Origin of the sequence: Anaeromassilibacillus sp. SJQ-1 (assembly GCF_046693725.1) — a bacterium.
Lineage (GTDB): Bacteria > Bacillota > Clostridia > Oscillospirales > Acutalibacteraceae > Anaeromassilibacillus.
Map to the genome: position 1 here is coordinate 1 of NZ_JBKEIV010000046.1, position 19,573 is coordinate 19,573.

Below are 19,573 nucleotides of genomic sequence, written 5' to 3' on the forward strand. Positions count from 1 at the left end.
AGCGTAACTGTGCCAGCCTCAGAGACCGTAAGACGTGCCCAATTGACGCTCTTATCAGCGATGATTGCTCCTGTACAAGAGAGCTCAGCAGCAGGGGATGAAAACTTGACCAGACGATCACCCACTTGGCACTCCTCTACAAACAGCTCGCTGCTCTCATCAGAGAGGCTGTAATGATGTACATATACCTCTACCCCAGTCACCAGCTCCCGTTGCGTGAGGCTATGTCCCACCACTTTGTCGTCCGGGCTGATCGTATCCGACACATCAGTCGATGGCTTAAAAATACGGATCATATTACTGCGCGCACATGACACCAAAGCACCTGCAGCAAACGCTACTTGCTGCAGCGCCGCCCGATGCGTACAGATGGGGAGATACCCTTTGAGGGTGATCCTGGCGATATCCGCATCTAGCTCATACAGATCCGAGACTCCGGCAGATGCCATAATATCGGACACCAAGTCCCCGACCGTAATGCCGTCCAGCCACAAACCTCCCATGTACTCTGTGCCATCAATCACGCCTAATAGATCGGTACAGGTGACATCTGTGACATTGCCGTCAGTTGCAGCCTCTTGCAGATAATAGGTCCCCATGTCCATGGGATCACCATCAATCCACTCTGTAACAGCCATATCCTGCCTCAACTGGAAAGCACGATATGCACCGCTGGGATCAAGTATGTCAAACTCTCCGGACGGCGAGTAAAACTGATAATAGAGCATGTTGATGCGCAACTCGTCGGAGAGTAAATCAACCTCCTCTATCACATTGGCGCTGATAAGATCGTTGCCTCCAAATACCTTAAGCACGCCGTACCGTAGCCCGGATAATTTGAGATAATGGTATGGCTTGTTGGTTGCCAAAAATGTGATGACAATCTTATAATATCCCTCCACCAGCGGACCATAAGAGGCGTTGGCGGAAACCGGAGCAAAATCCTCCTCGTGTATCACATTGCCGCTCTGTCCATACCAAACGATATGCATATCATGGATCCAGTCTCCGGTTGACTCGCTAAATACCAAGGTAAGTCCTACAGAGGTGTGAGGCTCCGTAAATGTGATTGTCAATGTGGGAGGGACTGCAAACACTCCATCTGATCCAGAGAGTGTGTTTGACCAAACTCCCATAAACTCTTGGACAGGATCATCCGGAAAAAGTAACCGGCTCCCATCAAGCGGGATACCATCCCCCTCTAACGTTGCCCATGGATCCAGCGTCTGGGTCTCATCATGGATCTGATAGAGATCGGACCAAGGCTTGTAATTTGTGGCGGATAGGGTGGCGTCGTCAACCGCTGTAACATCCATCAGCCTAAAAGAGATCTCGCATCTGGTACTCATTGGCCATCCTCCAAAGGCTCTACTCCGGTGATATTGAGCGTAAGGCCATCCCAGCGCCGTGTGCCATCCAGCTCTAAAAACATTAGAGAGTCGTTACCGATCTCTACACGGGCGTCCAGCGTAACATCATCTTGACCGTCCGGCAAAGTAATGGACACATACTCGTCCGATGTAGCCAATGCCTCGCGCAGCGAGTCATAAGCGGCCTGGTCAAGGCTGCCCAAAGTGACTGTATACGTGCGATACCGGGCACGCAGCTCACTGCGTTTCCGGCCGCTCTCCGCAATCAGATCATACTTATACTCACGTATCTCTCCGCGCTTAAGGTCGGTTATCTCTGCACCGGGATACTTTTGGCCGTTGATCTCGATCATGTTGTTGTGCCTCCCTTGACCATCTTATCGCCTCGTCGTTTGCGCTCGACCTCGATGTACGGATACATGTGCCGGGCAAGAGCCGCCATATCGCCCTTAAGATTGATCGTAGGCGTCGTCTCTATGTACTCATGATAGTAGGTGGATTGCGTGGCCGCTGGAGCGTATTGGGCTGCATGTGCATTTGTTCGGTCAGTGGCCACAGCGGACAAACTCCCGACCTCGCTGGTTACCGCGCCGCGCATTTGAGCGAGGACATCTGGCAATGCCCGGTCAAACCCAACACCTACGCCCTGTGCGAGAGGCTCGCCAACCAGATCCCGTGTTTTGCCGGATGGGGAGTGGATGTCCGCCTCATCTCTCATGGCATTGATGGCTTGACGCACAATATCGGCGGCAGCGGTAGACAGGGCTCCAGACTTGGAGTACATGCCATCAATCATCCCTTGGATGCTGTTTTGTCCAATACTGCTCAGCGTTGATGGGACCGAGGCCAAAGCCGCATCTAGCTTGGCCGTAAAGCTTTTGTTGAGCGTATCGAGCTGACTCTTATAAAATTGATCGGCAATCCCTTTGGCCAAATCCTGCTGCTTTTGCCAAGCAGCCATGTAGCTGCCAAATTCTTCCGCAGGCAAATTAACCAGCGCCTGCGCAAATTTGGTGGCCTCCTCGACTCCGAGAGCCGTTACCTGATCAATAAATCCATCCGGCAACTTGCGCATCTGGAGCTGTGACAGAGCCTTGTCGTATGCACGCAGGGCCTCAATATGCGCGTCCAAATTGACAAGGGATAGGTCACCAGTCTCATCATCAATCACAAATAGGTCTCCAAAGCCAGCCAGTTTGGATTGCATGTCCTCTTGCTGCGCAAGGATATCATCGTTCGCGCCTTGGAACTCATCGGTGATCTCTGTAATCCGGTCCTTGGTGATCTGCAATGCCTCATCGTAGCCGTCCGTCAAGGCATCCTTATATGCGTCAGTGACCTCTTTGCCTGCATCCTCATATGCTTTTTTTTGAGCGTCGGCGCTCTCCTCGATAGCGTCGATCTCCCTTTGGATGGCCTCTTTTTGGGTTTTACCGACCTTGTCCATTTGACGCTCTTTGGCGGCAACCATGGACTCTGTCGTTGAGTCAACCTTATGGTTATATGCCTCCACATTTGCCTCGACCCATTGCTCCATCGCAGCCACAGACGCATCTACACCTGTGTCGATGGCATAGGTCAAATTATCTATGTAAGACTCCCCAATCTCCGTGTAAGAGTCGGCACTCGCTTTAGCTGCCTTAATCGCTGCATTGGATACGGAGGTAATCGCTCCTGTAACATCCTTGGTCTTGTCCTTGATACCGAGGGCGATGCCCATAGAAATCATCTTACCAACCTGGTCACGCATCACGCGAGACGGGGAGTGGATGTCCAAGGCTCCCTTGATGCCGCCGAGGATGCTGTTGGCAAACTCAGTGACCTTGCCCTTGATCCACTCGCCTGCTCCTGTGATGCCCTGCCAGATGCCCTCGACGATATTTTGTCCGACATCCTGGATCTTGGACATCAGACCCAAAAACGCATCTACAAGCGCCTGGACGATCTGTGGGACTGCCTTGATAATCCCCGCAATAATGGCTGGCAAATCCTGGACGAGTGCCACAAATAGGGTAATACCTGCCTCGATGATCTTGTCAATATTAGACGTTAATGCAGTAACGATCCCCTCAATGATCCTGGGCATAGACTCTGCAAGCGTTGTAATGATCTGTGGGAGTGCATCTATCAAAGCCAAAAATAGCGTAACGCCCGCATCAATAATCGCTGGCAGATTATCCATCAGCGCCGTGATAATCCCGTCAATTAAGTCCGGCAATGCGTCGACGATCGTCTGGATAATCATCGGGAGATCCTCGACCAGAGCGGTCAACAGGTCGATCCCGGCCTGCACGATGAGATCGATATTATCAAGCAATGCTGTGAGAATCCCGTCTATGATCTCTGGGATTGCCTCCACAATGGCCGCAATAATATCTGGGAGTGCGTCTACCAATGCCGTAAGCAGCTGTATCCCCGCATCGATTAGCCGAGGAATCGATGCAAGCAATACATCGACCAGGTTGGTCACAATATTGGGGATAGCAGCAATTAAGATGGGTAATCCATCCAGCAGTCCCTGCACAAGTCCTTGGATTAACTGGATGGCCGCATCAACCAGTAGAGGTATATTGTCGATCAATGTCTGGACAATGGCAACAACAACCTCGATAATTTTAGGCACCAGTTGAGGGAGGGCCTGACTGATCCCATTGGCCAGAGCCATGATGATCTCAATGGCGCCCTCTAAGAGTAATGGTAACGCCTCAATCAATCCCTGCAACAGCGTGGTGATCATGCCCACAGCAGCTGTACTGATCTGAGGCAAACATGCAGCGAGTCCGTCAACCAATCCCATAACGATCTCGCTCGCAACATCCGCTATTTGCGGTAGGATTGTTGCAACTCCATCGCTCAATCCGGAGAGCGCCTCTCCAAATGCCTCCGCCATCTCAGAGACATCACCGTTGGCAGAGGCAGCCCCTGCGGATACCTCGTTGACAAAATCGGAGAATATGGGCAGAGCTTGATCACCGATCGGCAAAACAAAATTGGTCTGCAGTACCCGTCCGAGTCCTGCAATCGCAGAGTCAAAGTCGTCATATTTGACCGCATTGATTGCTCCAAGCGCATCGGTTGTAGTACTGATCCCGCCGTTGAGATCAGCTAAGGCTTTGACGCCGTCAGCACCTAAATCCTCCCACATTGTGCCAAACAAGGCGACACCTGCGGTATTTTGTGCCAGAGGGTCATCCATCGCAAATAGGGCGTCGGTAACATCCGCAAATGCTTGTGATGCACGCTCGCCTCCAGCGGCAAATGCCGCTGCCGTCTCGTTGGCGTCAAGGCCGATGGAGGCAAATGCCTCCATCGTAGTGTCGCTCCCGTCTTTTACCCGTATGCCAAACTCTTTGACTGCATCTCCAAGCTTGTCAACGGAAAATGTACCAGCCGCGGCACCATTGGCAAAGCTGTTAAACATGTCCTCAGCATCCAGGCCGAGCTGCGCAAAATGCACGGAGTACTCATTGATGCTATCGAGGAGATCCCCATTTTTGTCCAGTCCGCCTTGTGCGCCTTGAGCAATCAAACTAAATGCCTCTGTGCCAGATACGCCAAATTGATCCATCATCATGCTCACAGCACGTATCTGTTCTTGGATGTCAAATCCAAACGCGTCCTGGAGCATCAGGGCATTTTGGGTAAGACCTCCAATGTTGTCCGGGTCAATCTCTCCGGATATCTGCGCTACGGTGGCCATCGCTGCAGATATATCCTCCAGGCTATCGCCAAAGTTGTTGTTGTATATCTGCATCATAGCGTCTGCAAATCCATTTGCAGACGCCTCTGCGATACCCGTCGCAGCCTCAAAGCTATTAATGGCTTTCTGTGCATCGTTGGCAAAATCTACGGCATAACCTGTAGCACCGACAAGTGCCGTGCTGACTCCAGCAATTGCAACAGCGGACCCTTTAAGCGCTGCGGTGGTAGCACTCCCAAAACTGCTGATCTGGCCGTTGACATCTTTTAGCTCGCCCTCAAATCCGCTGCTGTCGCCGTCGATCTGGATGATTACAGAGCCATCTGCTGCCATGATCCCACCTCCTGGGAGACCATCGGCAGCTCAGGCTCTACTTGGTCTTATCACTAATTTTGATCTCAAATATTCGTTTGCAGTTGCGTCCTTTGCAGCGCACAAATACACCCTTGCAGGATGCATCTCTGCTTACCTGCAAGGGCATTACATATCCACAGTATGGGCATCTAACCTTGTCCAAGCTGATGCTGCACCTCCTCAAACCTCCGGGAGACATAGCTGCGCATCCGGCGGTTGCGCTCCTCCAGAGAGATACGATCCTCTGCACTGCCGCGCTTAAGAGCATACAGCTTGCGCATCCGCTCATAGTATTTTTTCTGATTTTTGGGTAGTCCTTTAAGGTCTGCTGTCCGATAATGGACGCGGCGCATAAATCCGCTATCCTCTGGCAGGCCAAACATCAGCCGCCGGAATGTCCACCAATGGAGATATATGGATGTGAGATCAATCCCATACGCCTGCCAAAACGACGAGAGCAGGATGTCTGCATCCTGATCAAAATCGTATGCGCGCTCTTGTCTGCGGATAATGGGATCGTGACCGCTCTCCTCCGTCAATGCAGGCCGTCCCAAACGATAAAATTGAAGAGATGCATCAACTGCAGCATTGACGTTATGAGGGATATGCGGATACCAGATCTGCAGCAACTGCAATACATCTGTATCTCCATTGAGTAGAGCTAACTCAAAGGTGACTCCTACCCGAAAATCCGTATTGATGGGATAGATCTCTCCATCGATCTCTACAGATGTGGGAGGTAAATCAAACGGCTTAATCATTTTTTGCCAAACTCTATGGCCCGTCTCTGGGCACGGTTACCAGCACTATTTGTCCCATGCATCGCAGCCATCTCCGATGCAAATTGTTTGGATGTGCGTGTTACTTGGCTCACAAAGTCGTTGTATGACGTATAGATGTCCTTGACATTGACATGGTCTCCAAATATTTGGTGCGCCGTCCCGTCTCCACATACAGCATCAAAAAAGTCCAGGATTGTATTGCAGATCCGACGCAATCTTTGGAGAGGAGTCTCTCCCGGTATGGACATTTTGGTATCATCTGATACATGTTTGATCTCTGTATCCCATCGATCCATGTTATCAATATCAAAGGTGTCATATGTAATCTCTACTCCGTTGATAACATATTTGTCGCTCATATGATATCCCCCTTATACGCCAGCACTGTAGGTATACTCTTCCGGTTGCGCACCCAGCTTGCGCAACTCGATGTCAATTGCCGCAGACTCACCGGCATTGCCAGATGCATCCGAGTTGACGATAATCGATGCCGTACCCTGCTCGCCCTTGCCGTTTAACAGGCAAAAGTATACATACGGCACGGCCACGGCATTACCTGTCCCATACTTAATTGCATGGGACAACGCGTAATCCTGAAACTCATCGCCTATGTAACGGTCACCGGATACTGCGAAACTACGCTGCATACCGGTCTTGGTGGTAGACTGACCAGCACGGATGTATGTCTTGTCTTGGGTAACGGGGTTGAGCTGCGCATCTAGCCCCGCAACGCCCATCTGGACAACAACATACTCTCCAGGCTCAGAGTCTTTGCCCTCGCTGATGTCTACAGCGAGGACAAAGTCATCATTGGTAACCCATCCCTCAAAGTCTGGGCTAGGGGTGTACCCAGCCATAAGCTCCCCTAAAGTCATACTCTCTCTCCTCTCTGTAAGTAGATCAACTCCATCTGGATCTGATACCGAGCAGTCCCATGATCATCTCTAAGGTATAGATATCCAGGTGTTGTGACCGTGATCTTTTGCGCGTCTCGACCATCTCCAAGGTGGGGGAGATGCTTGGGCCTGCGATTTTGACGCTCTACCCATTGCGCAAAATCCTCATAAAATTGTAGGTTGTCGGCGTTTTGTGCAATATCACTCTCCGCAAACTCACGGGAGGCCAGCACAAACAAAAATTGTTTAAGCGCCGATCCATCCATATATTGCTTGATTGTCCCCCTACCGGGGACAACCTCGACCGAATAGGATTGCGCCTCAACCGGCAAAAAGTCGATATTGAGACGCTCTCCCTCCAATATCGGGCATGTCTTAAGCCATGTCCTCATAGATTCGATAATCGTCATCCACGTTTGCCTCCAACAAATTTGGCGAGATCGTCAATGACCTCGTCCCCACGATCTGCCATCATACGCTTATCCCAGTAGGGGCCTCTCATGGGTGATCCATGATACTCCAGACTTTTGCCGTTTTTGCCTTGTCCCTTGTATTGATAGGTCGCGTAAGGTTGGTCGTACAAGATCGCGCGTCCATCTTCATCGATCTGGCGGGTGTTTTTTAGCGTGCCTGTCTGCATAGGCACATATTTGTCGGATAACCTGGCAACAGTGACCGCCAGATGTTTGCGAGCACGGGACGACTTACCCAGCCCACGGCCCTCTAAGATTGCCGCTGTCTCGATATGTGCTTGTACCTTAACCCTCATGCTCCACTTACCAACCAATGTGGATTGCGGCCCCGGCGGTTATCGCCGACGGCCGTAATCCGAAAGTACTCCATACCTTTGAGGTCAGCAGGAGATGATATCCCTGTAACAAGTCCCCGTACCAGATAGTCCCCCTTTTGAGGCTGCTTGCCATCCTGGAGTAATCCGTCAGGGATCCTGCTTGTAAGGACATTTGCGCTTGTGACGCCGGTCGACGTACTGGATATTGCCGTTTTGGAGTACCAACTTGCTCCGTTGATAGCCACACAATCATATTGATCTGTATCCTCCAGCTTGATATGGCGTACTAGTGTCACAACCTCGTTACACATCAACATCTTATCCACCCCCTTGATACATCAGGCCCGTACTACCGAGATACCATAGAGCGGCATTGTAGAGCTGTTGATCTGGAGATCGATTGCTTGTTACGTAGGTCTCGGAGTATCCGTCATTGGTCGCGCTGGACACCTCGCCGCCCTGCTCCTGCTTGTACATACACTCTGCTACAGCGCAGGCTGCATCACTGAGCTCAAATCGGCATAACCGGCGAGACCGGCCAAATGTCACCTGATCGATATACGATCCGGCCCGGCAGATGAGGCGTCCAAATGATGCCTCGTCCAGTTTGTCCCCGCGATACTCCGTGATGTAATAGTCGTAATCTGGTAGCTGCATAATATACCTCTTACGTGTTGGCGATCAGGGTAACATTTTGGGATAAGGCTGATTCCGCAACTGTGATGGTCTCTATTACCGTTTTGTATCCGCGCTTGGATACCTTAACCTCATACGTCCCAGCCCTAAGATTAAATTTTGCGGTGCCGTCCGCGCCAGTCTTGAGCCGTGCCCCGCTGATATCGACCGTGACGCCATCAATCGGCACTGGCTCATCCTGGTTATCCTTGACCGTATAGGTGACTGTCTGCGTAGTAACAGCAGTAGTAGGCTCCAAATACGCAAATGGGCACATCGTGCGCCCCGTGTCCATGCATGTAACAGGGTTAGGCAGTGCCCACCCCAGCCGGAAAACCACACGGAGGGCAATCATATCCTGCTGGGCGAGGTTATACTTGATCTCTTTGGTCGACGGATCTCGGATCACGCCCTGGTCCAAAATCTTGACCGTAATATCTTGTCGGATTGCATAGACCGCCTGGCTCCAGTCTCCAACGATCAGTTGTGCCACAGACGAGTCAAACGATCCATTATCCGGAAAATACATTGGGGATCCGTCAAGCGCGTACGATGTCGCCCCTTGCATGTTAGTGTTAAAAATAGGATGTCCATCTGTACCCTTGAGTCCGCGCAGCTTAGCGCGCATCTCCATGGAGGAGATCGCCCCAGTTACCATATGCCCGGACTGTTCCACTTTGGCGATGACACCACCATCGCCCATAATGAGATCATAATAGTTGGGGGTGCTCCCAGGCGCTACATTGTTGCCCGCCTGACGTGCACGAGTAATAATGTCGGCCGGCCATGCAGCCGGGCGTCCCACGCCAAAGATCGTCGCCTGATCTACACGTTGGCCGATAGCCTCAACAACCCTGGGCTGGATCTCGCCAAGGATATCAAAGGATGCATCTGCAATCACCGACTCCGGGATGGGGACGATAACTGCCAGCTCCTCTGCGGTGAGATAGACGTTATCCCATCCCTGGTCACTGGTCTGCTTGTATCCAGTGTCCCCGTTGACCCAATAGGCCGTCGGCAGCATATCGAGCACCGGAACACGGGTCTGCTTGCTCGTCATATTGGCAAGCTTGCGAGCCAACGACATAAAGACCGATTTTTTAGGCGCGTCCTGCTGGATTGTGTTAATAAGCTGCTCCTGGATAAGGGCCTCTGCAGCCTGTCTGTCAACAATAGGCATAATTAATCCTCCTCATGGCCAAAAAGCGCGCGCAGCGCAGCATTAGCCTCATCTTTTTTGCTGTCTCCCATACTTCCGACCTCTTTGCCATATTGATGGCTCAGTCCGGTCTTGGTTTTGATCTCCGGCTCAAAGTATGCCGATGTGATCTCTCCTTTGCGCAACGGTGCAAGCTGCTCATCCAGCCCGATGATCTTGCCCTGTACACAAGAGAGCTTTGCTCGGTCTAGGTGTGCTTTGATCGCAATCGGGTCTTTTGCCTTGGCTTCAGCAAGAGCTTTGTCCAGAGCAAAGTCAAACTCCTGATCTTGGAGTTTGCGCTCTGCGGCGTCGGCTTTGGATTTCCAGTCTGGGTCGTATCCCTCCAATTTTTTGTTTGCATCGGAGAGCTGCCCCTTTACCGTGTTGAGTTGTGTGGTGAGATTGTCCATGTCTGTCTTAGGGACATATGCCCCTCCAGTGGCATTGACTACCTCAAACCCTTTGCTCTTTACAGCGGCGGCCAGCTGGTCATAGGTCAAAGATCCTTCGCCAAAAAGGTCGCGTAAAAAGTCCATAAAAACCTCCTAAATTTGTTTAAAAAAGCACCATACCAAACGGTATGATGCTAATTTATTATTTTGGGTCAAAGTGATACGATCCTCCGCAGGTAATCGTCGGATCACGTATAAGTGCTCTTATATGATCCGGTGGGATTCCGGACGGATAAGCTGCGCATGTAGATCTGCTGGGCATCCTATGATTGCAGTTGTTGCATGGGATTGTGCTGGGGGTCGTTGACGCCATAGACATCCGAGCTCTAAATTTATCCCCGTCTGACAAGTCCTTATATCGGTCCGATTGCTCGGCGGCGGTCAACCTACAAAACTCCTGGTACGTTAGATTTCCGTTAGCCATAGTGTATTGCCCTCCCTTTTAGTGACCAAAAATATGCTGCCTCTCTTAAATAATATCTCTTGCTCCAGGTCATTATATGGACGCATATCACATCCATGCTTAGATTGGATGATCATCTGTATATCCATACCCTCATCATATACCTCTGTGCTGGTAGAGGTATATGCATCCTCCACTACATAGTTGAGCGGCTGGTAACGCGCCCAAAATGCATCTATGTCCGAGATCATGCTGCTGTCCATTGACCGGTAGACTGGCCCCCGATACTCTGGGAGCTTGTCCAGCGCCTGATCAATATCTCGCACAATCTCGGCATCATCCGAGCTTAACCGCCCTCCCGATCGGAGGACGTCATTGATCTGATAACTCCTGGCCGTCTTGTACTCCTGCAGTGCATAGACATCTTTATCATCCAGTGTAACATTTTTGGTCTGGTTTGTCAGGCTTTTGGAGGATGTAGTCCCGATTTGCTCTCGTGCAGGTTGCCGTTTGAGACCGGTCTGGCGCACAAAGTCCCTTTGCACCGCCTGCCATTGCCGGATTTTTGCAGCACTCTCCTCCGCATCCAATCCCGCCTCCGACATCATCACATTTTCGCGCTTCCAGCGCCGGATTTGACGCTCGATATAGCGTTGCTGCTGCGATGCCTCATACTCGGTTATTTTTTTGCCGTTGTAGCGATACTTTTTTGCCTCATAGTCCTTAAGCTCTGAGTTGCTATAGCTGCGTGGACTGCCCTCAAAATAGGGATAAAAGCTGTGCCTGCAGTTCCAGCCACCGAGACCAGCACTGGATCCATATCCTGTGGACCGCACAAAATCCGGATATTTTTTGCTTTTACCAGATCGGCTAAATACCTTGCCCTGCCATGCTGCATGGGCTGGCCGCGCGCCACCATGTGCAGTGGTCTCGACAAGATCGCACTCCATCTCGTCCGCCAGGTCCATTTGCAGCTGCAGCGCCGTCTGGTTAACCCCGGTCAACACGGCGCGCCGGACGGCAACCTCAATGTTATCCACGTGACCTGACGGATAGGTGATTGCTCCAATCCCCTGTCTGGCAAGGTCTTTGACCGCGCGACGTATCGCTGTATTGTAATCCACCGCCCCGGTTGACACCAAAAGATATGCCTTATCCAGAGCGTGCTCAAATTGTCTGGTAGCTGTTGATGCAGTCGTTTTGGTCAAATTTTTAAAAAGCCCCTGAGTCCTCTTGAGTCCGGCCGTCAAAGTCTTTTGCATGGTCTTGGACGCTGTAAGCGGGGGAGGGTCCAGCCCTTGATCCTTATAGGCGGACCGGTCAAAATCGGTTGCCTCGACTCCGGCGTCCATCATCATCTGCTTGAGCTCTGCAGTACTTTTACCAGTGAGGGAGGATAGAGACTCCAAGACATAACTGTGGTAGTTGCCCATCTCGCTAAGCTTTTGGCGCTGCCATTCTGTAGCTGGGGACCAATAGTCACACTTAGAGATACGCCTTGCCATATCCGCCAGCAGCTCCATCTCCACCTCGCTGTACAGATCGATCATTGCGTCGGGTAGCTGCTCCAAATATTTTGGCTTAAGCATCGGTTACACCGCCCGCCCGGTTAAATCCAAATGGATCGACATCCTCCTCGCTTGTACTGGACAATTCGGCCGCCATTGCTTTGGCGTCCTCCTCGGTCTCGCCAAAATATTTAACGCGGTATTCCCATACCGCCATGAGGCCATCACGCACCTGTTGCATATCGCGCAGCTGTTCTGCGGGCCTGTCCTCGATGATACTGTCGTCAAAATTGACCGTAATCTCCCAATCAGTAGACAATCCAAGCAACGATGCAATAGCCCGGCACATACCAATAATAGCCGAGCGCAGCACCCGCTCGTGTTTTTTGAGATTTTGATAGAGGTCGGATTTTTCGGAGACGACCTCCGTGGCTGTTTTGACATTGTCCGTCTCAAATTTGTACCGGTCGTTACCGAGGCCGCATTTGGTCGAGACCAGGTTTAGGCTGGTTTTGAGAGCAGCCTCATGCGCCTCGTGTCGGAGCTGCATGTTGATCTCAGTGATTTTTTGTCCATCATCATTGCTGGATGCCTCAAACGCAAAAAACTCCGTGTCGGAGTCGTCAAACACTGGATTGGTCGTCCCATCCTCCTGCTGGATGATTCTGGCCATTGTAATCGGGACCATAATACGCTTTTTGCCGAGCCGGAACTCGTTGACATAGCTGTCATATACCAGATCGAGCCCCTCCAGCTCATCCAGTGCATTGGCATACACAGAGATCCCCATGGGACAATCCAGATCGATATTGTTGACGATATTAGGCGTAATGATCTGATACAGCGGGACGTCCGATCCGGTATGGACAGTCTCCTCTACGTCGTTTGGTAAGTCCGCATCTATCAATGTATTACCGCATCGCTTAAACATCTTGTTGTCTACAATGTATTTTCCGCCGTCCATACGGTGGATATTGAGATATACAAGTCTATCTTGATTGCGTGTGCACTCGGTCGCAAACGCACACTCTGTAATCCGTCCATTGTCCCAAGCAATGGGGTTGATCATACCGGCGCGGATGTAATCAATCCGGACTTTATCTCCGTCCTTGTACTCTACCAGTGCGCCAGTCCCAAGGGCATATGCCAGCTCAACAAGTTGGTTGCCTCGCACCCAAAAATTATTAGCGTCCAATGTCTCATGCACTGCCTGGTTGACAGCATCGTCTGATATGACGATCTCCACCTTATCATTGAGCTGCAGAGATGCCCAATCCTCACAGACCTTTTTGGCCATGCCAAGGCTTTTGCGGGTCCGGGTGATCCGCTTAAGCCCGTTATACTGTTTGTATGTATGGACACTTGATACCTTGCCATGATACCATTTGGCCCATTTATTGATCTGTCTGTAATAGCTGTCATCAACCGTACTGTATCCCTGTCTGGACAGATACTGTGTAATTGCCCCCAATACGCATCCCCCCTACAAATAGAGTATCTGATCCTGCATGGCCTCAGTGGAGTACTCCATACTGTCCAAACTATCAATGTTCATCCGGCCATCGTCGAGCCGGATATCTTTGGTTTGTTGTTTGTCGTCGTAGACGGCCTCCTCTAATGCGCTGATCGTATGTTTGCAACGGCTCAAAATCTTAAACCGTCTCTGTGCCATGAGGGACGTATAAAATGCGATCCGATCGTTGATAGGACCCTTTTTGGCATTGAGTATCCCGACGCCAAGATGGGCACGCATCGCGGCGGCCGTCAAACCTTGGATGAGCGTCTGCTCTGCACTGTCGCAATATGCCTCTGTGACCCGATACCGGGATTTTGCCCTGCGGACAAAATCTACAAATGCCTTGTCCACATCAGATGGAGAGAGGCGTTCATTTTTGCGGTTGTTGTGGTAATACTCATCCAGGACGACAACATCCTTATATCCCCGCGAGTACCCCGTGAGAGTAAAACTGTGAGCAGATGTCGTACCACCAAAGTCCACTCCAATAGTCGCATACATGATATTGCCTGGGGCATAGTCATCTAAGATATACTCCTCCGGATGATCGGCAAAGTCCGGATAAATCAGGCCGTCTGCAGCAACCCATAGCCCCAAAATATTGCGCTTGTAGTAGACCCCGTTGTACATACGCCGGTACTTGTCTTTGGTCTGCTGAGAGAGGGTGAGGTTATCATCCAGGCCAAAGTGCAGCAGGCAGATATTTTTGCTGTCCGCCTTTTTGATGTACTCCTCATTGAGATAATGATGAGGACCGGCCGGGTTGCAATTGAGCCACATTTTTGCCCCTGCAACACTGCAGCGTCCAATCGCTTGTGACAAAAAGTTCTCCGGCATCAATGCCGCCTCGTCGAGGTACGCCCCAGCTGCGGTCAGGCCCTGTAATTTGTTCTGAGATGTCTCATTGTTGGCCTCATAGAGATAATACATATTATCGCCAATCTCAATGCTGTTATCCTGGCCTCCCCGATGATACACATACGGCCAGTGCCAGGCACACAGGATCTGTAACATTGGGTTGATGACGTTTTTTTTGAGGGCGCCGATCGTCTTACCGGCAACAATAAAATTTTGCCCAGAGTAATTGCTCTGGGCGAACTGCAAAAATGAGCAGATACATGCAATGGTTTTGCCAGATCGGATCGACCCATCTGCGATCATCATGTCGCAGCCCGCATAAGGGGATCCCGGCCTCCACCAATGCAACAATCGTTGCTGCTGGGGAGAAAATGGCAAAAAAGCAAACTCTTGCCCGCTGGATTTATGCTTTTTGGGCATTACCATTTACCTCCTCAAAGAGTTTTTGCAGATCCTCATCGCTGGGTTTGGTCGCCGCCAAAAAGTTGGCGATCCCTGCCCCGGTATCGCTGTCTGCAGAGTAATAATCCAGATACAGTTTGAGCGCATTGGTGTCTCCCGCAATACAGCGGTCCACAAGCCCCTTATGCACGGCGGCAGACTCTGTTACGCTATATTTGACGATAAGACTGTCCAACTCCCTCGTAAAATCCTTTGGCTTAAGCATCCCATAATGACGTTTGAGCGTTTTGAGGTCATCAAGGAGGTCAAACTCTATGCGGGTCGCTTGCGCCCGCATAGCGTCCTGCAGCATATTGAGTGATTGATTTTTTCTGCGTCCCATTTTGGCGCACACCTCCTTTCTGTAAACTTGGCCCTGTACGGCCTTGTAAGGCGTTTTATGGTGCACTAGACAAGTTTCATCGGCCTTTCATAAAATGCTCGCTTAAAAAGCGTTAAAGGCATCTTAAAAGCTGTTCTTCTGTGCCGTCTTATTTACCGTGTATTAACAGATCAAAAAGGTAGGCTTCGCCGCCCGCGGCGGCTCCGATCCGCGCGGCGGTAATGGCATAGATGACGGCTTATCCACTCCGTTGGGACGGATCAACCAGCGGATGTTTAAGCTTTTTTACAGATTTTAAGATGCCTTATACAATTTGGATTGCGAGATCCTTGGTTACTGTGATCCCGCCAACAGTCAAGCGCACACGCGCACGGCGTTGCCGGGGGATAATACGGATAATCTGATCATCCTGTAATTGCATCAGAGGGCCATCCAAGACGTCCCAGCTGCCATCGTCCTCTTGATGGATACGAGATACTTGCCAGTCTCCGTGTGTCCAATATTGCTCCTCCTCTGCTGTGAGAGGGATTGGTACGCCCCGGTCTCCCAATACCCGGATAATCCCTGAGACTCCATGCACAGCACAATACAACGCCATACTAGATGATGCGCGGATGAGGATATACCCTGGCAATAGTAGACGTATCCGGCTGTGCCATTTACCGCTTTTGCGCACGGTGATGTACTCTCGCGGTGTTAATACCTCTGCTCCGCGTCTGGCAAGCTCCCGGCTAATGTCCTCCTCATTGCCAGTCAAGACCTGGAGTACATACCACCTGGGTCTGTCCAACATTATGTACCCTCCTTTTTTGCGTCCTCTATGGCCGATACAACCTGGCGGTACAAAGCTGGGGCGCGCTTTGACAACACGTCAAACAGTGCCGTCTTGTTGGCGTCAAGCGCTTTGGACGTGTCGTCTGCAATACTGTGATCCACACGGCGCTTGTACTGTACAGCGCGGACCAGTGCCGTTGCCTCTTTGAGGAGTTTATCCGGAGGGATACAGCTCCATCCCTTCGCAGGCATATCTACAATCGCCTGTAAGATGTTTTGGCTTGCCAGCCGTGATATGGCCTCCGTAATATCCAGATCTGGATACTCATCCATGATAGATGTAATGGCGGCCATATTATCCTGGGCTGCCCGGAGCATCTCCACGCTGGCCGCAAATTTGCGGGCATACCGGCAGACTGATTGCTGGGACAGGGTAATGTTATTATCAGCCAGATAATCGACAATCTGTCTGTATGTGCATCCGGTCATCAGCATTTGGTCCACCGTCTCTTTGACATCCGGCGGAGCCTTATCAATGATCCCGTTACTGCGGTTGCGTCTGCGGCTCATAGCTTACACCTCGTCGATCATGGGGTCGGTAATCGCACCGCCTAACAATTGGATACCTTTGGGCGTAAGTCTGGCCTCCAGCGCTTGGTAATCCACATCTGCAATATCAGCAGTCTCATGATCGACGATTGTACGCACATGGATGTATCCAGATCCGGATAGGTAGTTGACTGCGTCCAGATACTCCTGCTCGCTGATCGTGTTGAGTGCGGCACGCACCTCTCCTAGAGACTCGTATTTGTGTCGCAGGATGTTAATGGTGCGGAGTACCACAGCATAGTTTTTGCGTGCGCGTGCGGCGCGCATCCGCTCCATAGCGGCCCGGTTGTCGATCGGCATTATTGTCCTCCTCTCTGGTCATGTAAGAGCTTGTATATTTGTTCTAGGCGCTCATTTGTGTATGATTGCGCCCGATAAAAATCCTCTTTTGTCAGGCACCGGTCTTTAAGCTCGCTGACGTCCTGGGTGAGCTGTTTGATATCCTCACGAGATTGCGACTTATATGCCTTAAAATCATCCTGTGTAACGTATGTACGTTGGATGAGATTGATCGCTTTATCGTGGCTGTCCACCTGGCTGATGGTCCGGCGTAAAAAATAGGTGATTGCTCCAATAGCTGCCGTCGTAGCCAACCCTACCAACCACCAGGTCCCTGCATCAAACTCCATATCACATTGCCTCCCCAAAAAATAAGGTACACTTGAGATGTCTCAAGTGTACCTTAAAACTACAATTGATAAAATTGACAAGAGTCTAAATATATTTCTTTAAAATAATTTTTGTTGACCATCTACCTGACCTTTTTTTAACTCATGTATCTTATCCTCTACAATTCGGCTGACGTGTCGCTCGCTTAATCCCCACTTGCGCGATAAGGCAAATATATTGTCTCCGTCATACTCCCTGCGGATGATCTCATCCCGTTTAGCAACAATGAGTGTCTCTGTTTTAGGGATATATACAGATGCTCCTCCATAATAATAGACCATCTGCCTGTATGCCTCCATACCGATGATCTCTGCAAGCTCCTGCTCCTTTGGTGGAAGATCCTCTAAATCGAGGAGATTAAGCATGGCCAGCATATCCATCTACATCACCTCGCCTTTTACGAGCGGCACTGCTTACATATTTTTTGAGTCTCTCTATCAACAGGCTGCCTTGCTGATAATCCAGCCATAAAAACGGTTGCTCTGATGTGACATCTACGTGCAACTCCCGTTTGATAATCCCCCGCAACCGCTCTCCGAGAGATGCGCTGCGAGGGTGCTGATCTAGGGCCTTAAGCTGGTACATCAGGTACCACACCATGCATTGTTGATCTTTGCTCATCCCTCTGGATCCTTTTTTGGGGGAGGATATATGTGAGGGAGGAGGTTCTATGCCGGAGAGCTTGAGCCGTGTATACAGCTCGTTGAGCACTGTATGGTACTGAGACTCATCCAGATTACTGATATGCTCCTCACCGGTCAACCCCAATACCAGAGAGTGCAGCTCATCTCCTCGATCTATGCCTAGGACAGAGGCCAAACCGTATATCTTGCGTGTCTTGTCTTTGCTCATCTTTATCGGTCTCCAAATCTACTCTGATGATTTTGTAACCCCGATATTTACCGGGGTTACGGTTGATGCCCACACGAGTTTGATACTCACGCTGCCACACTGCGTCTGGAGAGATTCCCAGCAATGCAGCAAGCTCTGGCCCTGTATCTGCAATGGCAATCGGCAGCTCATATTGATCGGTTGTTACTGCCATATACACAGAGGTTGATCTCACAATGTATTAACTCCTCTTAACTTATTAATTTCCTCACGTAATCGGTCAACATCATTTTTTATGTCATCTATTTTAGTCTCTAAGCCCAACAAATTTTCTTCTAGTTGTTGTAATTGTTGCATACGAAAAAATTGTGCATCGGATAAATGATATTTACGTTTAATATATTCTGTTTTGCAGTGATCATGGACAATTTTGTCCTCAACAAGGTCCCACTCATCCTCCCAAACGATGTCACCGCAAAGGGGACAGTATCCCATTATGCACCCGCTTGCCATTATTTTTGTATTGGTACAACCTGGATTTTGGTAGTCTCCTCGACCACCATTGCTCCGTGTATCAGATCGAGGATGTGTTCCGGGTCGTTGCAGCCAGATGGTGCGCCCATCAGCAGCTGCCTAAAATCATCCCATACAGCAGCCTCCTGTAATAGATATGCCCACTCTTGGGCCTGCTGCTCATCCATGCCGCCAATCACCTGGAGGTTACGGACATCTCCGTCATAATTGATCCCGTGGAGCTTTTTTGTCAAGAGTTTTTTTGCTTTATCTTCAACAGGCAAAGACTGTATAGCAGCTGCCAGCGTCTGCTCGACATACTCACCGGACCATAATCCGGCCAGCATCCGACCGGCTGGAGCAGATAACTTGTATGTTGTCTGCTCCGTTACCGCATCCGGATAGGTGCTGCCAAAAATAAGGCGCAAGCGGGAGGGATATGTAATCTTGACAGACCTTGCGGTAGTCGCTACTACCTTATTTCCACTGCCGCTTACATAAGCGGTGGTCTTATATTTTGTATCCTGCAGGTCTTGTTTGGCCTGCAGGAGAAACTCGTTTTCTAAGCGATCCTGCTCGGACTTTAATGCTGCAATCTCATCCTTGATCTGGACAAGACGGTCTATTTTACGCGAGTCCATATTTGTCCAGCTCCTCTCTCAGCGCCTCCGCACAATCCCGGCATAAGCTAATACCGGACACCTCGATCACATGCTCTACCGTACCGCAAAACCGGCAAACTGGTACATGTGGACGGATGATAACACTGTGATCTCCGGCCTCCTCAATGTCCACCGCCATACCCGGTGTCCAACCGACCTGAGCGCGGATATCTTTGGGTATTGTCACACCACATTTTGACGTCAATTTTTTGTGTGCCATGTTATC

The 19,573-nt window shown here is 50.5% G+C and carries 26 protein-coding genes; all 26 read right to left on the minus strand.

From position 1 onward, the window contains the following. Positions 1-1,349: hypothetical protein (locus tag ACGCCZ_RS13385; RefSeq protein WP_411656287.1), on the minus strand; the 1,349-nt coding region annotated here is incomplete at its 3' end. Then, positions 1,346-1,723, minus strand: coding sequence for a hypothetical protein (locus tag ACGCCZ_RS13390; protein ID WP_411656281.1), 378 nt, complete (start codon positions 1,721-1,723; stop codon positions 1,346-1,348). The genes ACGCCZ_RS13385 and ACGCCZ_RS13390, both read right to left, overlap by 4 nt. After that, entirely contained in the window at positions 1,720-5,403 is a 3,684-nt protein-coding gene (locus ACGCCZ_RS13395) for a phage tail tape measure protein (protein WP_411656288.1), read from the minus strand. Before ACGCCZ_RS13395 ends, ACGCCZ_RS13390 begins: the two co-directional genes overlap by 4 nt. A 170-nt stretch (positions 5,404-5,573) precedes the next feature. After that, positions 5,574-6,185, minus strand: coding sequence for a Gp15 family bacteriophage protein (locus tag ACGCCZ_RS13400; protein WP_411656289.1), 612 nt, complete (start codon positions 6,183-6,185; stop codon positions 5,574-5,576). Beyond that, positions 6,182-6,565 (minus strand): DUF6673 family protein, encoded by a 384-nt coding sequence (locus tag ACGCCZ_RS13405; RefSeq protein WP_411656290.1) that lies wholly within the window; start codon positions 6,563-6,565, stop codon positions 6,182-6,184. Before ACGCCZ_RS13405 ends, ACGCCZ_RS13400 begins: the two co-directional genes overlap by 4 nt. Before the next feature lie 12 nt (positions 6,566-6,577). Continuing rightward, complete coding sequence (locus ACGCCZ_RS13410) at positions 6,578-7,081, minus strand: phage tail tube protein (protein ID WP_411656291.1); 504 nt, start codon at positions 7,079-7,081, stop codon at positions 6,578-6,580. Continuing rightward, complete coding sequence (locus tag ACGCCZ_RS13415; protein ID WP_411656292.1) at positions 7,078-7,512, minus strand: chloramphenicol resistance protein; 435 nt, start codon at positions 7,510-7,512, stop codon at positions 7,078-7,080. Before ACGCCZ_RS13415 ends, ACGCCZ_RS13410 begins: the two co-directional genes overlap by 4 nt. Beyond that, the gene (locus ACGCCZ_RS13420; RefSeq protein ID WP_411656293.1) at positions 7,509-7,871 is read right to left on the minus strand and encodes a minor capsid protein; all 363 of its coding nucleotides are present in this window, start codon (positions 7,869-7,871) and stop codon (positions 7,509-7,511) included. Before ACGCCZ_RS13420 ends, ACGCCZ_RS13415 begins: the two co-directional genes overlap by 4 nt. After that, entirely contained in the window at positions 7,868-8,209 is a 342-nt protein-coding gene (locus tag ACGCCZ_RS13425; RefSeq protein ID WP_411656294.1) for a DUF6751 family protein, read from the minus strand. The genes ACGCCZ_RS13420 and ACGCCZ_RS13425 overlap by 4 nt, the downstream gene beginning before the upstream one ends. Position 8,210: 1 nt before the next feature. Further along, a complete protein-coding gene (locus ACGCCZ_RS13430; protein ID WP_411656295.1) occupies positions 8,211-8,549 on the minus strand; it encodes a hypothetical protein in 339 nt (112 codons plus the stop codon). 10 nt (positions 8,550-8,559) lie between these two features. Further along, entirely contained in the window at positions 8,560-9,747 is a 1,188-nt protein-coding gene (locus ACGCCZ_RS13435; protein WP_411656296.1) for a phage major capsid protein, read from the minus strand. Between the two features lie 2 nt (positions 9,748-9,749). Continuing rightward, entirely contained in the window at positions 9,750-10,304 is a 555-nt protein-coding gene (locus ACGCCZ_RS13440; RefSeq protein ID WP_411656297.1) for a phage scaffolding protein, read from the minus strand. Between the two features lie 321 nt (positions 10,305-10,625). Continuing rightward, positions 10,626-12,212 carry a phage minor capsid protein gene (locus ACGCCZ_RS13445; protein WP_411656298.1) on the minus strand — a complete coding sequence of 529 codons (1,587 nt, stop codon included), beginning with the start codon at positions 12,210-12,212 and terminating at the stop codon, positions 10,626-10,628. After that, positions 12,205-13,602, minus strand: a complete 1,398-nt coding sequence (locus tag ACGCCZ_RS13450) for a phage portal protein (protein WP_411656299.1) — start codon at positions 13,600-13,602, stop codon at positions 12,205-12,207. Before ACGCCZ_RS13450 ends, ACGCCZ_RS13445 begins: the two co-directional genes overlap by 8 nt. A gap of 12 nt (positions 13,603-13,614) precedes the next feature. Beyond that, complete coding sequence (locus tag ACGCCZ_RS13455) at positions 13,615-14,925, minus strand: PBSX family phage terminase large subunit (protein ID WP_411656300.1); 1,311 nt, start codon at positions 14,923-14,925, stop codon at positions 13,615-13,617. Further along, a complete protein-coding gene (locus ACGCCZ_RS13460) occupies positions 14,909-15,289 on the minus strand; it encodes a hypothetical protein (RefSeq protein WP_411656301.1) in 381 nt (126 codons plus the stop codon). Before ACGCCZ_RS13460 ends, ACGCCZ_RS13455 begins: the two co-directional genes overlap by 17 nt. A gap of 304 nt (positions 15,290-15,593) precedes the next feature. Then, on the minus strand, positions 15,594-16,082 hold the full coding sequence (locus ACGCCZ_RS13465) for a transcription termination/antitermination NusG family protein (RefSeq protein ID WP_411656302.1): 489 nt from the start codon (positions 16,080-16,082) through the stop codon (positions 15,594-15,596). Beyond that, a complete protein-coding gene (locus tag ACGCCZ_RS13470; RefSeq protein WP_411656303.1) occupies positions 16,082-16,633 on the minus strand; it encodes a phage protein Gp27 family protein in 552 nt (183 codons plus the stop codon). The genes ACGCCZ_RS13465 and ACGCCZ_RS13470 overlap by 1 nt, the downstream gene beginning before the upstream one ends. A 3-nt stretch (positions 16,634-16,636) precedes the next feature. Then, positions 16,637-16,972: a type VI secretion protein gene (locus ACGCCZ_RS13475; RefSeq protein WP_411656304.1), complete on the minus strand. Its 336-nt coding sequence runs from the start codon at positions 16,970-16,972 to the stop codon at positions 16,637-16,639. Further along, positions 16,972-17,301: a hypothetical protein gene (locus ACGCCZ_RS13480; RefSeq protein WP_411656305.1), complete on the minus strand. Its 330-nt coding sequence runs from the start codon at positions 17,299-17,301 to the stop codon at positions 16,972-16,974. Before ACGCCZ_RS13480 ends, ACGCCZ_RS13475 begins: the two co-directional genes overlap by 1 nt. 99 nt (positions 17,302-17,400) lie before the next feature. Further along, positions 17,401-17,721 carry a Mor transcription activator family protein gene (locus ACGCCZ_RS13485; RefSeq protein ID WP_411656306.1) on the minus strand — a complete coding sequence of 107 codons (321 nt, stop codon included), beginning with the start codon at positions 17,719-17,721 and terminating at the stop codon, positions 17,401-17,403. Beyond that, on the minus strand, positions 17,699-18,193 hold the full coding sequence (locus tag ACGCCZ_RS13490) for a phage protein GemA/Gp16 family protein (RefSeq protein WP_411656307.1): 495 nt from the start codon (positions 18,191-18,193) through the stop codon (positions 17,699-17,701). The genes ACGCCZ_RS13485 and ACGCCZ_RS13490 overlap by 23 nt, the downstream gene beginning before the upstream one ends. Further along, positions 18,126-18,407, minus strand: coding sequence for a hypothetical protein (locus ACGCCZ_RS13495; RefSeq protein WP_411656308.1), 282 nt, complete (start codon positions 18,405-18,407; stop codon positions 18,126-18,128). Before ACGCCZ_RS13495 ends, ACGCCZ_RS13490 begins: the two co-directional genes overlap by 68 nt. Next, on the minus strand, positions 18,404-18,667 hold the full coding sequence (locus tag ACGCCZ_RS13500) for a hypothetical protein (protein WP_411656309.1): 264 nt from the start codon (positions 18,665-18,667) through the stop codon (positions 18,404-18,406). The genes ACGCCZ_RS13495 and ACGCCZ_RS13500 overlap by 4 nt, the downstream gene beginning before the upstream one ends. Positions 18,668-18,684: 17 nt before the next feature. Further along, positions 18,685-19,326 (minus strand): hypothetical protein, encoded by a 642-nt coding sequence (locus ACGCCZ_RS13505; RefSeq protein WP_411655249.1) that lies wholly within the window; start codon positions 19,324-19,326, stop codon positions 18,685-18,687. Then, positions 19,313-19,567, minus strand: a complete 255-nt coding sequence (locus ACGCCZ_RS13510) for an AbrB/MazE/SpoVT family DNA-binding domain-containing protein (protein WP_411655248.1) — start codon at positions 19,565-19,567, stop codon at positions 19,313-19,315. The genes ACGCCZ_RS13505 and ACGCCZ_RS13510 overlap by 14 nt, the downstream gene beginning before the upstream one ends. Between the last annotated feature and the right edge of the window lie 6 nt (positions 19,568-19,573).

Excerpts from the sequence above, each read along its gene's own strand:
- ACGCCZ_RS13460 (WP_411656301.1), bottom strand. The coding sequence starts at position 15,289 with ATGGGACGCAGAAAAAATCAATCACTCAATATGCTGCAGGACGCTATG.
- ACGCCZ_RS13475 (WP_411656304.1), bottom strand. The coding sequence starts at position 16,972 with ATGCCGATCGACAACCGGGCCGCTATGGAGCGGATGCGCGCCGCACGC.
- ACGCCZ_RS13395 (WP_411656288.1), bottom strand. The coding sequence starts at position 5,403 with ATGGCAGCAGATGGCTCTGTAATCATCCAGATCGACGGCGACAGCAGC.
- ACGCCZ_RS13390 (WP_411656281.1), bottom strand. The coding sequence starts at position 1,723 with ATGATCGAGATCAACGGCCAAAAGTATCCCGGTGCAGAGATAACCGAC.
- ACGCCZ_RS13405 (WP_411656290.1), bottom strand. The coding sequence starts at position 6,565 with ATGAGCGACAAATATGTTATCAACGGAGTAGAGATTACATATGACACC.
- ACGCCZ_RS13425 (WP_411656294.1), bottom strand. The coding sequence starts at position 8,209 with ATGTTGATGTGTAACGAGGTTGTGACACTAGTACGCCATATCAAGCTG.
- ACGCCZ_RS13470 (WP_411656303.1), bottom strand. The coding sequence starts at position 16,633 with ATGAGCCGCAGACGCAACCGCAGTAACGGGATCATTGATAAGGCTCCG.
- ACGCCZ_RS13435 (WP_411656296.1), bottom strand. The coding sequence starts at position 9,747 with ATGCCTATTGTTGACAGACAGGCTGCAGAGGCCCTTATCCAGGAGCAG.
- ACGCCZ_RS13485 (WP_411656306.1), bottom strand. The coding sequence starts at position 17,721 with ATGGATATGCTGGCCATGCTTAATCTCCTCGATTTAGAGGATCTTCCA.
- ACGCCZ_RS13445 (WP_411656298.1), bottom strand. The coding sequence starts at position 12,212 with ATGCTTAAGCCAAAATATTTGGAGCAGCTACCCGACGCAATGATCGAT.
- ACGCCZ_RS13430 (WP_411656295.1), bottom strand. The coding sequence starts at position 8,549 with ATGCAGCTACCAGATTACGACTATTACATCACGGAGTATCGCGGGGAC.
- ACGCCZ_RS13415 (WP_411656292.1), bottom strand. The coding sequence starts at position 7,512 with ATGACGATTATCGAATCTATGAGGACATGGCTTAAGACATGCCCGATA.
- ACGCCZ_RS13410 (WP_411656291.1), bottom strand. The coding sequence starts at position 7,081 with ATGACTTTAGGGGAGCTTATGGCTGGGTACACCCCTAGCCCAGACTTT.
- ACGCCZ_RS13420 (WP_411656293.1), bottom strand. The coding sequence starts at position 7,871 with ATGAGGGTTAAGGTACAAGCACATATCGAGACAGCGGCAATCTTAGAG.
- ACGCCZ_RS13465 (WP_411656302.1), bottom strand. The coding sequence starts at position 16,082 with ATGTTGGACAGACCCAGGTGGTATGTACTCCAGGTCTTGACTGGCAAT.
- ACGCCZ_RS13480 (WP_411656305.1), bottom strand. The coding sequence starts at position 17,301 with ATGGAGTTTGATGCAGGGACCTGGTGGTTGGTAGGGTTGGCTACGACG.
- ACGCCZ_RS13510 (WP_411655248.1), bottom strand. The coding sequence starts at position 19,567 with ATGGCACACAAAAAATTGACGTCAAAATGTGGTGTGACAATACCCAAA.
- ACGCCZ_RS13490 (WP_411656307.1), bottom strand. The coding sequence starts at position 18,193 with ATGAGCAAAGACAAGACACGCAAGATATACGGTTTGGCCTCTGTCCTA.
- ACGCCZ_RS13500 (WP_411656309.1), bottom strand. The coding sequence starts at position 18,667 with ATGGGATACTGTCCCCTTTGCGGTGACATCGTTTGGGAGGATGAGTGG.
- ACGCCZ_RS13400 (WP_411656289.1), bottom strand. The coding sequence starts at position 6,185 with ATGATTAAGCCGTTTGATTTACCTCCCACATCTGTAGAGATCGATGGA.
- ACGCCZ_RS13505 (WP_411655249.1), bottom strand. The coding sequence starts at position 19,326 with ATGGACTCGCGTAAAATAGACCGTCTTGTCCAGATCAAGGATGAGATT.
- ACGCCZ_RS13455 (WP_411656300.1), bottom strand. The coding sequence starts at position 14,925 with ATGCCCAAAAAGCATAAATCCAGCGGGCAAGAGTTTGCTTTTTTGCCA.
- ACGCCZ_RS13440 (WP_411656297.1), bottom strand. The coding sequence starts at position 10,304 with ATGGACTTTTTACGCGACCTTTTTGGCGAAGGATCTTTGACCTATGAC.